13 protein-coding genes are annotated in these 12,204 nt (G+C 64.0%); 1 reads left to right on the forward strand and 12 read right to left on the reverse strand.

Going from position 1 to position 12,204, the window contains the following annotated elements; genetic code table 11:
* Positions 1-13 precede the first annotated feature (13 nt).
* A complete protein-coding gene (locus ACN9M3_RS28115) occupies positions 14-445 on the forward strand; it encodes a hypothetical protein (protein WP_426319315.1) in 432 nt (143 codons plus the stop codon).
* On the opposite strand, the gene paaZ is transcribed toward ACN9M3_RS28115, so the two are convergent.
* The 12 genes from paaZ to paaA form a co-directional block, all read right to left on the reverse strand.
* Complete coding sequence (gene paaZ, locus ACN9M3_RS28120) at positions 409-2,454, reverse strand: phenylacetic acid degradation bifunctional protein PaaZ (RefSeq protein WP_426319316.1); 2,046 nt, start codon at positions 2,452-2,454, stop codon at positions 409-411. The genes ACN9M3_RS28115 and paaZ overlap by 37 nt on opposite strands.
* A gap of 13 nt (positions 2,455-2,467) precedes the next feature.
* A complete protein-coding gene (gene paaY, locus ACN9M3_RS28125; RefSeq protein ID WP_426165039.1) occupies positions 2,468-3,085 on the reverse strand; it encodes a phenylacetic acid degradation protein PaaY in 618 nt (205 codons plus the stop codon).
* Positions 3,086-3,087: 2 nt separating this feature from the next.
* Positions 3,088-4,293 carry a 3-oxoadipyl-CoA thiolase gene (gene pcaF / locus ACN9M3_RS28130; RefSeq protein ID WP_426319317.1) on the reverse strand — a complete coding sequence of 402 codons (1,206 nt, stop codon included), beginning with the start codon at positions 4,291-4,293 and terminating at the stop codon, positions 3,088-3,090.
* 2 nt (positions 4,294-4,295) lie between these two features.
* Entirely contained in the window at positions 4,296-5,606 is a 1,311-nt protein-coding gene (gene paaK / locus ACN9M3_RS28135; RefSeq protein ID WP_426319318.1) for a phenylacetate--CoA ligase PaaK, read from the reverse strand.
* 17 nt (positions 5,607-5,623) lie between these two features.
* The gene (paaI, locus tag ACN9M3_RS28140) at positions 5,624-6,070 is read right to left on the reverse strand and encodes a hydroxyphenylacetyl-CoA thioesterase PaaI (protein WP_426319319.1); all 447 of its coding nucleotides are present in this window, start codon (positions 6,068-6,070) and stop codon (positions 5,624-5,626) included.
* Positions 6,063-7,616, reverse strand: a complete 1,554-nt coding sequence (paaH, locus tag ACN9M3_RS28145; RefSeq protein WP_426319320.1) for a 3-hydroxyacyl-CoA dehydrogenase PaaH — start codon at positions 7,614-7,616, stop codon at positions 6,063-6,065. Before paaH ends, paaI begins: the two co-directional genes overlap by 8 nt.
* A gap of 2 nt (positions 7,617-7,618) precedes the next feature.
* On the reverse strand, positions 7,619-8,410 hold the full coding sequence (gene paaG, locus ACN9M3_RS28150) for a 2-(1,2-epoxy-1,2-dihydrophenyl)acetyl-CoA isomerase PaaG (protein ID WP_426319321.1): 792 nt from the start codon (positions 8,408-8,410) through the stop codon (positions 7,619-7,621).
* Positions 8,411-8,526: 116 nt separating this feature from the next.
* Positions 8,527-9,603, reverse strand: coding sequence for a 1,2-phenylacetyl-CoA epoxidase subunit PaaE (gene paaE / locus ACN9M3_RS28155; RefSeq protein ID WP_426165051.1), 1,077 nt, complete (start codon positions 9,601-9,603; stop codon positions 8,527-8,529).
* Positions 9,604-9,607: 4 nt separating this feature from the next.
* Entirely contained in the window at positions 9,608-10,153 is a 546-nt protein-coding gene (gene paaD, locus ACN9M3_RS28160; RefSeq protein ID WP_426319322.1) for a 1,2-phenylacetyl-CoA epoxidase subunit PaaD, read from the reverse strand.
* Entirely contained in the window at positions 10,153-10,905 is a 753-nt protein-coding gene (paaC, locus tag ACN9M3_RS28165) for a 1,2-phenylacetyl-CoA epoxidase subunit PaaC (protein WP_426319323.1), read from the reverse strand. The genes paaD and paaC overlap by 1 nt, the downstream gene beginning before the upstream one ends.
* An 11-nt stretch (positions 10,906-10,916) precedes the next feature.
* A complete protein-coding gene (gene paaB / locus ACN9M3_RS28170; RefSeq protein ID WP_057260923.1) occupies positions 10,917-11,201 on the reverse strand; it encodes a 1,2-phenylacetyl-CoA epoxidase subunit PaaB in 285 nt (94 codons plus the stop codon).
* An 11-nt stretch (positions 11,202-11,212) separates the two neighbouring features.
* Positions 11,213-12,202 carry a 1,2-phenylacetyl-CoA epoxidase subunit PaaA gene (gene paaA / locus ACN9M3_RS28175; protein ID WP_426319324.1) on the reverse strand — a complete coding sequence of 330 codons (990 nt, stop codon included), beginning with the start codon at positions 12,200-12,202 and terminating at the stop codon, positions 11,213-11,215.
* Positions 12,203-12,204: the final 2 nt, after the last annotated feature.

Raw genomic sequence — 12,204 nt, forward strand, 5'->3', positions numbered from 1 at the left:
TACAGTGCGGGACATGAAAAACACAATCACCTTTCGCCACGCAAATGTGGCATACCTCGCCGCTGTCACTGCTGCAGCAGCATGCGGCACCTTTACCTTCACCATGCAGGTCGGCGTCCAGATCGTGGGTGCCGTCATGCTTTTCGGGACCTCCTGGCTTTGCGCCTTTGTCAGCGCCCTGTTTCCGTACGTACTGACCATCCAGGTGGCCAACCGGCTGGGAACACGCCGCTGGAGCTATTTCGCCTCAGCGGGTGTCGTGACGGCCCTTGCTGTCTTCGGCACCGTGCTGGGGGTCGACGCTTATGCATGCGACGACGGCCCTGTGATGCAGGCCTGGAACTACGCCCTGCACATGGTGGCAAGCGGCGCCGCCGGCGGCACCGCTTGCTGGCATATGCTGGAACGTCAGGCGCGCTTGGATACGAGAGTCAGGATGTCGTAGCTGGCAACCAGTTCGTCGTTCTGGTTGGTCACCTGCACGTCCCACGCCACCACGCCCTGGCCACGGCCTTTGTCGTCGGTGCGGTTGCGGTCGACCTTGCGCTTGCAGGTCAGGCGGGCGCGGATGGTGTCGCCGATCGCTACCGGAGTGATGAAGCGCAGGTTGTCAAGGCCATAATTGGCCAGCACCGGGCCTGGCGCAGGGGACACGAACAGGCCCGCCGCCGCCGACAGAACGAAGTAGCCGTGGGCGATGCGCTTGCCGAACTGGGTGTCCTTGGCGGCGATCTCGTCGAAGTGCATGTAGAAGTAGTCGCCCGAAATGCCGCCGAAGTTGACGATGTCGGCTTCGCTCACGGTGCGGCGATGGGTTAGCAGCGAATCGCCGATTGCCAGATCTTCGAAGGTCTTGCGGAACGGATGGATGTCACCTTCCTTGACCGCGCCACCGCGCACGTACTCGCCGGTGATGGCAGTCAGCATCGTCGGCGAGCCTTGCACCGCGGCGCGCTGCAGGAAATGACGCACCGCGCGGATCCCGCCCAGTTCCTCTCCTCCGCCCGCGCGGCCAGGACCGCCGTGCTTCAGTTGCGGCAGCGGCGAGCCGTGACCGGTGGAATCCACCGAAGCTTCCCGATCCAGCACGTGCACGCGGCCATGCGAGGCAGCCGCGATCGGCACGGCGTAGGCAGCGGTTGCCGGGTCCTTGGTCACCAGGGTCGACACCAGCGAACCCTTGCCGCGCGCAGCCAGCTCCAGCGCCTCGTCGATGGAGTCGTAGGTCATCATGGTGCTGACCGGGCCGAAGGCTTCCACGTCGTGCACGGCATCGTTGGTCAGGGCGTTACGGCACAGCAGCAGGGTCGGCGAGAAGAAGGCGCCGTTCTCGACGCCTTCGCCCACCAGCTTCAGCGATCCGGCGCCACCGAACAGGATTTCATTGCCTTGCGCCAGCTGGGCTACTCGCTCGACCACGTCGCGCTGCTGGTCTTTCGAGGCCAGTGCGCCCATGCGAACGCCTTCCACCGAAGGATCGCCCACCACGACTTTGCCCAGGCGTTCGCGCAGTTTTTCCGCCACCGCGTCCGCATGCAGGCGCGGGACGATGATGCGGCGCACGGCGGTACATTTCTGCCCCGCCTTGGTGGTCATCTCACGCTGAACTTCTTTCACGAACAGGTCGAACTCGGGATCGTCAGGTGTGACGTCGGGCGCCAGGATGGCGCAGTTCAGCGAATCCGCTTCGGCCGTGAACGGGACTGAGTTGGCGATCAGGTTGCGGTTGGAGCGCAGCTTGGCCGCGGTGTCGGCGGAACCGGTGAAGGTCACCACGTCTGCACCGCCCAGGCGGTCCAGCAGGTCGCCGGTGCTGCCGATCACCAGCTGCAGCGAGCCTTCCGGCAGCAGGCCGGAATCGTTGATCATGCGGATCAGGGCTTCCGTCAGGTAGGACGTCGCGCTGGCAGGCTTGCCGATGCACGGCATGGCGGCAAGGAAGGAAGGCGCGAACTTTTCCAGCAAGCCCCAGATCGGGAAGTTGAAGGCGTTGATGTGCACCGCGATGCCGCCGCGCGGCACCAGGATGTGAGTACCGGAGAAGCCGCCGCGCTTGCCCAGCGCCATGGCCGGGCCTTCATGCAGCACGTTGGATGAAGGCAGCTCGCGGCTGCCCATGCTGGCGTAGGCGAACAGGGTGCCGATGCCGCCTTCCACGTCGACCCAGCTATCCGGGCGGGTGGCGCCGGTCAGGTGCGAGATCGCATACAGTTCTTCCTTGCGCTCCATCAAGTACATCGCCAGGGCTTTCAGGCGCTGGGCGCGGGTCTGGAAGTCCAGCTTCATCAGGGCCGGGATGCCGGTCTTGCGGCCGTAGTGCACGGCTTCGGCGAAGTCCAGTTTCTCGGCGTGGGTGTGGTAGATGACGCGGTTGTCCAGGGCGCTGTGCAGTGCGGTCGCGGCTTCCTTGCCTTGCCAGCGGCCGCCGATGAAGCTTTGCAGGGTGTGTACCATTTGTAGTCTCCGATTACTGTTTATTGTCGAATGCCTGCTTGTGCAGGTGCATAGGCAGCGAAGTGTCCCATTGCATGCGCTGGCGGCCCGGCGCTGCCTCGGTGTCGGGCTGGCACTCCACCATCGTCTGCATCGAGCGCACGGCCAGCTCATGATATTGGCCGGTGCCCAGCGTCTTCCAGGCGATCTCGCTGTCGCTGACCTGGCGCAGGATCTTGGCCGGCGCGCCGACCACCATGCTGCGCGGCGGGATTTCCATGCCGGCTTTGACGAAGGCTGCTGCACCGACGATGCTCTCTGCGCCCACCACCGCGTTATCCATCACCACCGCGTTCATGCCCACCAAGGCATTGCGGCCGATGCGGCAGCCGTGCAGCACTGCACCGTGGCCGATGTGGCCATCCTGCTCGACCACCGTGTCGCCGCCGGGGAAGCCGTGCATCACGCAGGTGTCCTGCACGTTGGCGCCCTCTTCCAGGATCAGGCGCCCGAAATCGCCGCGCAGCGATGCCAGCGGCGCCACGTAGCAGCGCGGGCCGACAATCACGTCGCCGATCAGCACCGCGGTCGGGTGCACATAGGCCGTAGGATGGACCACAGGCCGCACGCCATTGATCTCGTAGCAAGGCATGGTCAGACTCGCTCGATCACCAGCGCGATGCCCTGGCCTACGCCGATGCACATGGTGCACAGCGCGTAGCGGCCGCCGGTGCGTTCGAGCTGGTTCAGCGCGGTGGTCACCAGGCGCGCACCCGAGGCGCCCAGCGGGTGGCCGATAGCAATCGCACCGCCGTTCGGGTTGACGCGGGCGTCGTCGTCCTTCAGTCCCAGGTCGCGGGTCACTGCCAGGCCCTGCGCGGCAAAGGCTTCGTTCAATTCGATCACGTCCATCTGTTTGATGGTCATGCCCAGTTGCGCCAGCAGCTTCTTGCTGGCCGGCGATGGACCGAAGCCCATGATGCGCGGCGCCAGGCCGGCGGTCGCCATGCCCAGCACCTTGGCGCGCGGCTTCAGACCGAATTTGTCGACTGCAGCGGCGGATGCCAGCAGCAATGCGCAGGCGCCGTCGTTCACGCCGGAGGCATTGCCGGCGGTGACCGTACCATCGGGCTTGACCACGCCTTTCAGCTTGGCCAGCGCTTCAATCGTGGTGTCCGGACGCGGGTGTTCGTCGGTGTCCACTACCTTCGGTTCGCCTTTCTTCTGCGGGATGGTGACCGGCACGATCTCGCCCTTGAAGAAGCCGGCCGCATGGGCGGCTGCCCAGCGCTGCTGGCTGCGGATGGCAAAGGCGTCCTGGTCGGCGCGAGCCACGGCCCATTGCTCGGCCACGTTTTCCGCGGTCTCCGGCATCGAGTCAATGCCGTACTGCGCCTTCATCAGCGGGTTCACGAAGCGCCAGCCGATGGTGGTGTCTTCGATCTTCGCGCTGCGGGAGAACGCGCTGTCGGCCTTGCCCATGACGAAAGGCGCGCGGGTCATGCTTTCCACGCCGCCCGCAATCACCAGTTGCGCCTCGCCCGACTTGATGGCGCGGGCCGCGATGCCGACTGCGTCCAGCGAAGAACCGCACAGGCGGTTGATGGTGTTGCCCGGCACCTCCACCGGCAGGCAGGCCAGCAAGCCGGCCATGCGGCCCACGTTGCGGTTGTCTTCGCCGGCGCCGTTGGCGCAGCCGTAATAGACATCGTCCACCTGTTTCCAGTCGACGGAAGGATTGCGCGCCATCAGCGCTGCGATCGGGATGGCAGCCAGGTCGTCGGCGCGCACGCCTGCCAGTGCGCCGCCGTAGCGGCCGAACGGTGTGCGAACGGCGTCGCAGATGAATGCTTCGGTCATTATTATTCCTTGGGTCGTTTATCGATTACTCTTTTGGCCTTGCCGGTCGCGGTGCGTTCGATGCCGCCCACGCCGACCAGCGTGACGGTGGTGCTCACGCCGACATTGGTCTTGATGCGCTGTTCCAGTTCGCGCGCGACATCGCCTGCGTCGGCGCGCGCCAGTCCGGCGCGCAGCTCCACCAGCACTTCCAGCTTGTCGAGGTGGCCGTCGCGGGTTACCACCAGCTGGTATTGCGGTTCGAGCTTGGGCAGCTTGCAGATCTGCTCCTCGATCTGGGTCGGGAACACGTTCACCCCGCGGATGATCAGCATGTCGTCCGAGCGGCCGGTGATTTTGCCGATGCGGCGCATGGCGCGCGAAGTCGGCGGCAGCAGTCGCGTGAGGTCGCGCGTGCGGTAGCGGATCACCGGCATGGCTTCCTTGCTCAGGGAAGTGAACACCAGTTCGCCCTCTTCGCCATCGGGCAGCACTTCCCCTGTCTCCGGGTCGATGATCTCGGGGTAGAAATGGTCCTCCCAGATCACCGGGCCGTCTTTCGATTCGATGCACTCGCTGGCGACGCCTGGGCCGATCACTTCCGACAGGCCGTAGATGTCTACCGCGTCGATGCCGGCACGCCGTTCGATCTCTCCGCGCATGGCGTTGGTCCAAGGCTCGGCGCCGAAGATGCCCACCTGCAGCGAGGACTTAGCGCAGTCCAGTCCCTGGCGCTGGAATTCCTCGACGATGTTCAACATGTAGGACGGCGTGACCATGATGATCGATGGCTTGAAGTCCTGGATCAGCTGTACCTGCTTTTCGGTCTGTCCGCCGGACATCGGAATCACGGTGCAGCCCAGGCGTTCAGCGCCATAGTGCGCGCCCAGGCCGCCGGTGAACAGGCCGTAGCCGTAGGAGATGTGCACCATGTCGCCGGCGCGGCCGCCCGCTGCGCGGATGGAACGGGCCACCACGTCGGCCCACATGTCGATATCGCGCTGGGTGTAGCCCACCACGGTTGGCTTGCCTGTAGTGCCGCTGGAGGCATGCACGCGCACGACTTTTTCGCGCGGCACGGCAAACAGTCCGAAGGGATAGTTGTCGCGCAGGGTCTTCTTGTCCGTGAACGGGAACCTGGCCAGGTCAGACAGGGACTTCAGGTCGTTCGGATGCACACCCTTCTCGTCAAAGGCCTTGCGGTAGTGCGGCACGTTCTCGTAAGCGTGCATCAGCGACCATTTCAGGCGTTCCAGCTGGAGCGCCTGCAATTCGTCACGGCTGGCGCGCTCGATCGGCTCCAGGTCGGAAGGGGCGGGAATGCGTTGGACCACGGTGCTACCTCCATCAACTAGCTATGGGTTGGAACCACCTCTCCGGCGACGCGGTGCGATTTGCCGCGGAAAGTGGCGATCATCTTGCCCTCCTGGTTGCTGACGGTGACATCGTAGATGCCGGTCTTGCCGACCAGCGTTCGTTCAACCGCCTCCGCCGTCAGCAAGTCATCCATCCGCCCGGGGGCGAGGTAGTCGATCGTGCAGCCCGCGCCAACCGTCGTGTGGTTATAGCTGTTGCACGCGAATGCGAAAGCACTATCCGCCAACGCAAAGATAAAGCCGCCGTGGCAAGTCTGGTGCCCGTTCAGCATATCGCTCCGCACCGGCATGGTCATGCGCGCATAGCCGGGGCGGATTTCTACCAACTTCATGCCGAGGGCCTGGCTGGCGGCGTCGCGCGCGAACATCGCCGCGCCTGCCGCTTCGGCCAGGGCCTGCGGGTGCATCTTTGGGTCATGCATGGATCCTGGCTCCGCTCTGTTCGCGGCGGCGCAGCAGCGGCGACACGCGGTAGCGGTCTTCCCCGTAGCTGGTTGCCAGGTTCTCCAGCACTGTCACGATGTGCCTGACGCCCACCATGTCCGCCCAGGCCAGCGGGCCGCGCGGATAGTTGACGCCCTTTTGCATCGCCAGGTCGGCCGCCTGCGCGCTGCATACCCCCTGGTTGACGGCGTCGGCCGCTTCGTTGGCCAGCATGGCGACCGTGCGCATCACGGCCAGGCCTGGCACGTCATCCAGTCGCGTCACGGTGAAGCCGGCAGCCTGGAACATGCCGATGGCCGATGCCATGGCGCGCGGGCTGCACTGGTCGCTGCACGCGATGGCAATGCGCGGCGAAGCATTGAAGTCGAATACCAGGTCGTACACCACCATGTCGTCATGCTTGTCGTCGCGTGCGCGCTGGGTGGCGGTGCGGCCGTCGGTCAGGTAGATGGCGGCGCCGTTGGTATGGAAGGCAGGTGCTTCGGACGAACGGTGACCTTCGGCGGAATTGCGCTTGGTGACGGCAACGCCGCGCGCCTTCAGGCGCTCGATGAGCGTGGTCGCGATCGCGGTGTGGTCGCCCGGCTCGAAGCTGTAGCCGATGTACTCCGGCAGCGGCTGCGGCGCTTCGGAGCGCGGCAGCGGTGCTGCCGCGCCTTCGCTGTAATCGTAGAAGCCGCGGCCGGACTTACGCCCCAGGAAACCCGCGTTCACCATTTCCTGCTGCAGCACGGACGGCGTGAAGCGCGGGTCGTTGTGGTAGGCGCGGAATACGGATTCGGTGACGGAGTAGTTCACGTCGTGGCCGATCAGGTCCATCAGCTCGAAGGGGCCCATGCGGAAACCGCCTCCTTCGCGCATCACCGCGTCGATGGTGGCGGCATCTGCGGCCTGTTCGTTCAGCAGGCGCCAGCCTTCGGCGTAGTACGGGCGCGCAACGCGGTTGACGATGAAGCCCGGCGTAGACTTAGCGTGCACCGGGTTCTTGCCCAAGGCGATCGAGGTGTCGTACACGGCTTCGGCCACGGCGGCATCGGTGGCCAGGCCGCTGATCACTTCCACCAGCGCCATCAGCGGCACCGGGTTAAAGAAGTGCATGCCGACCAGGCGCTGCGGTTTGCGAAGCTTGGCGGCAATGGCGGTGACGGAAATCGAGGAAGTATTGGTGGCGAGGATGGCGTCGTCGGCAACGATGCCTTCAAGGTCGGCGAACAGGCTGCGCTTGACGTCCAGGTTTTCGACAATGGCTTCCACTACCAGCTTTGCATCGGCGACGTCCGCCAGGCCGGCTACGCCGTGCAGGCGACTGCGCGCGGCGTCGGCATCGGCGCCGGACATCTTGCCTTTTTCAACCAGCTTGCCGTACACCTTGCCGATATCGGCAATCGCCTTATCCACCGCTTCCGCGCGGGTGTCGAACAGTTTGACCGTGTAGCCGGAAGCCGCTGCGACCTGCGCGATGCCGGAACCCATTGCCCCGCTGCCGATGATGGCAACGACACTGCCTTTCGCCAGAGCCGCCATGCTTATTCCCCCTTGAAGTTTGGAGTGCGCTTGTTGATGAAGGCGTCCACGCCTTCGCGGTAGTCGTGGCTGTAGCCAAGCTCGCGCATCATTTCGCCTTCCAGCTTGAGCTGGTCGGACAGGGTGTTGCCGTAGCTGGCTTGCAGCGCGTGCTTGGTGAAGGCCAGGCCCTTGGTCGGGGCGGTAGCGAAGTGTTTGGCCATGGCCATCGTTTCGTTCATCAGTTCTTCGTCTGGCACCGCTTTCCAGATCAGGCCCCATTGCTCGGCGCGTTCGGCGGACAGCTTTTCGCCCAGCATTGCCAAGCCGGTGGCGCGGGCCTGGCCAATCAGGCGTGGCAGGTGCCAGGTGCCGCCGGTGTCCGGAATCAGGCCCAGTTTGCAGAAGGCTTCGATGAAGCTGGCGGATTTGGCGGCCAGCACGATGTCGCAGGCCAGGGCCAGGTTGGCGCCGGCACCGGCAGCAACGCCGTTCACGGCGCAGATGACGGGCATCGGCAGTTCGCGCAGCGCCAGCACCAGTGGGGCGTAGAATTTTTCGACGGATTCGCCGAGGTCCACTGCTGCGCCGCCTGGTGCGACTGCGCGGTCGCCCAGGTCCTGGCCGGCGCAGAAGCCGCGACCGGCGCCGGTCAGCACCAGCACGCGCACGGATTTGTCGGCGCGCAGCTGGGACAGGGCTTCGCGTACTTCCAGGTGCATGGCCTGGGTGAAGCTGTTCAATTTGTCGGGACGGTTCAGGGTCAGGGTGGCGACGCCTTCTGCGATTTCAAACTTGATGTTTTCGTAGCTCACTTTGTCTCCTTTTTAAACCAGGTAAACCAGTGTCAGACCCGCAGGGTCAGACACTGATACGCGGCGGTCGCGGGCCGGGTGTCGGACCCTGCGGGTCTGACACCGGTTCTCCGGTTTTATTCAGCCTGATCGAAATCGATAATCACTTTATCAGTGACCGGAAACGCCTGGCAGCTCAATACAAAGCCACGTGCAATCTCGTAGTCTTCCAGCGCGTAGTTGACGTCCATGTCGACTTTGCCTTCCACCATCTTGCAGCGGCAGGTAGAGCATACGCCGCCTTTGCAGGAATAGCGCATGTCCAGGCCCGCGCGCAAGCCGGCGTCCAGGATCGACTCCTTGTCCTTCTCCATGGTGAACGAAGCCGCATTCCCGTCCATGATCACGGTGACTTCCGTCAGGTGCGGTGCTGCATCGGCCTGCACGCGCGGCTTGTGCTGGTGCTTTGGAATGCTTGCAGCGAACAGCTCAATCTTGATGTTCGACTTTGGCATGCCAGCCTCCTGCAGGGCAGCGGAGACACCAAGCATCATGTCTTCCGGTCCGCAGATGAAGGCGGTGTCGTAGTCCTTGATGTCGATCCAGTGCTGCAGGAACTGCTCGGTTTTTTCCTTTGTGATGCGGCCGTTGAACAGCTCAATATCCTGCTGCTCGCGCGACATCACATAGACAATGTTCAGTCGTTCAAGATAGGCATCCTTCAGCTCCATCAGTTCCGTCTTGAAGATCACGGACGAGGAAGCGCGATTGCCGTAGAACAGGGTAAATCGGCTGGTCGGCTCGGTCATCAGGGTAGTTTTGATGATCGACAGGATAGGCGTAATGCCGCTGCCTGCCGCAAAAGCCAGGTAACTCCTGCTCTGCCCCGCATCCAGCGGCACGTTGAAGTGGCCCATGGGCGGCATCACTTCGATGGTCGCACCGGGCTTCAGCGCTTCGTTGGCCCAGGTCGAGAACATGCCGCCCGGCGTGCGCTTGATCGCCACGCGCAGCGCGCCGTCCTGCACGGCGGAGCAGATCGAATACGAGCGGCGCACGTCCTCGTTATTGATGTTCGTGCGCAGGGTCAGGTGCTGGCCTTGCTGGTATTTGAAGCTTTCCTGCAGTTCGGCAGGCACGGCGAAGGTGACGGCGATGCAGTCGCGGGTCTCCTGCTGCACCTTGGCGACGGACAGTGGATAGAATTTGCTCATGGTGTCAGTGGCACTTGAAGTAGTCAAAGGGCTCGCGGCAATCGAGGCACTTGTACAGCGCCTTGCAGGGCGTGGAGCCGAACTGGCTGGTGATTTCGGTGTGACTGGAGCCGCAGTGCGGGCAAACGACTTTCGGCGCCGACACCGCGCCGCGGGCAACTCCGGCCTTCAGCGGATCCAACGGCGCGGCGGAGGGGCGCGGGGCGCGCAGGCCGCTGATGTCGACCACGCGCTGTGCCGGCGGCGCGATGCCGTAGCCTTTCAGCTTGGCCTTGCCCGAATCGCTCATCCAGTCGGTCGTCCAGGCGGGCGACAGGCGGGTGATGATGTCGACCTGCCTGATGCCCGCATCGTGCAACGCGCCTTGCACCGCGTCGGCGATCACTTGCATGGCCGGGCAGCCCGAGTAAGTCGGCGTGATCGTGACCGCGCAGGACGATGCCCCGGTGACCTGCACATCACGCACGATGCCGAGGTCCACTACGGAGATCACAGGGATTTCCGGATCGGAGACCTGCTCCAGCAGCGTCCAGACACGCGCTGCGTCCATCACCACTCCGAACCCGGGTAAGCGCGCTGCAGGAACTGCATCTCCGCCAGCAGGTAGCCCAGGTGTTCGGTATGGCGGCCTTGCTTGCCGCCCTTCTGCATCCAGGCGTCGGCCGCTGGCATGGCCAGCGTCGCTTCTCCGAGGATATCCGACACGTGCGACAGCCACTGCTCGCGCAGCATGGCAGCCGGGGGCGCAACGCCTTCCGCAACCATGGCTTCATCCACCGCGTCGTAGTTGAACACCTCGCCGGTGTACATCCACAGTTCGTCAATCGCCGTCTGCGTGAACTGGTGCGACACGTCGGTGCCGTCGCCCAGGCGCACAATCAGGTCGCCGCTGCGGCGCAGGTGATAGGTCACTTCCTTCAGCGACTTCTCGGCGATCTCCGCGATGCGCGGATCGCTGCTCTTGGTCAGCGCGCCGATCAGGAAGTAATGCCAGGTATCGAAGAAGAACTGGCGCACCAGGGTGTGTGCATAGTTGCCGTTCGGCTGCTCGACCAGCAGCACGTTCTTGTAGTCATGCGCGTCGCGCAGGTAAGCCAGCTTGTCCTCGTCGCGGCCCGCGCCTTCCAGTTCTGCGGCGCAGGTGTACCACATGCGGGTCTGGCCCAGCAGGTCCAGCGACACGTTCGACAGCGCCATGTCTTCTTCCAGCGCCGGGCCCTTGCCGCACAATTCGCACAGGCGCTGGCTCAGCACCATGGCGTTGTCGCCCAGGCGCAGCAGGTAATTGACCTTGTTATCCATAGCAGGAAGCCTTACAGGTTCTTCACTTCTTCCGGCATCGGGAAGAAGGTCGGGTGGCGGTACACCTTGCTGTTGGAAGGCTCGAACAGCGGGCCCTTGTCGGCCGGCGCGCTGGCGACGATATCGGAGGCGCGCACCACCCAGATGCTCACCCCTTCATTGCGGCGGGTGTAGACATCGCGCGCGTTGTTGATTGCCATCTCCGCATCCGGAGCATGCAGGCTGCCCACATGCTTGTGCGCCAGGCCGTGCTGGCTGCGAATGAAGACTTCCCACAGTGGCCATTCTTTGCTCATCTTGTCTCCTCTCAGGCCGCAGCCTGCTCCTTATTATGTTTGTCGGCGTACGCCACCAGCGCGTCGCGGAACCACGCGCCGTCTTCATAAGCCTTGACGCGGGTGCGCAAGCGCTCGCGGTTGCAGGGGCCGTTGCCCTTCAGGACCTGGTGGAATTCTTCCCAATCGATTTCCCCGAAGTCATAGGAGCCGCGTTCCTCGTTCCATTTCAGGTCCGGGTCGGGGATGGTCAGGCCCAGGAATTCGGCTTGCGGCACGGTCTGGTCGACCATGCGCTGGCGCAGTTCGTCGTTGGAGAACAGCTTGATGCGCCATTGCGCGGATTGCGCGCTGTTGACCGATGCCGCGTCGGACGGGCCGAACATCATCAGCGAAGGCCACCACCAGCGGTTCAGCGCATCCTGCGCCATCGCCTTCTGTTCCGGCGTGCCTTTGGCCAGCGACATCATAATGTCGTAGCCCTGGCGGGCGTGGAAGGATTCTTCCTTGCAGACGCGGATCATGGCGCGCGAATACGGGCCATAAGAGCAGCGGCACAGCGGGATCTGGTTGATGATGGCCGAGCCGTCCACCAGCCAGCCGATGGCGCCCATGTCGGCCCAGCTCAGCGTCGGGTAATTGAAGATGGACGAGTACTTGGCTTTGCCGCTGTGCAGGGCCGCCAGCAGCTCGTCGCGCGATACGCCCAGGGTTTCGGCGGCGCTGTACAGGTAGAGACCATGTCCCGCTTCGTCCTGAATCTTGGCCAGCAGGATCGACTTCCGTTTCAGGCTCGGGGCACGCGTCACCCAGTTTCCTTCAGGCAACTGCCCGACGATTTCGGAGTGGGCGTGCTGGGAAATCTGGCGCACCAGGGTCTTGCGGTAAGCCTCCGGCATCCAGTCTTTCGGCTCGATCTTGATGCCGGCGTCGATGCGCGCCTGGAACTCGCGCTCCTGCGCGTCCATATCTTCTGCGGTCTGGACCTTTTTCAGGCCGGTTTCCACCATTTGTGCGTACATAA

Source organism: Pseudoduganella sp. R-43 (assembly GCF_049913255.1).
GTDB lineage: Bacteria > Pseudomonadota > Gammaproteobacteria > Burkholderiales > Burkholderiaceae_D > Rugamonas.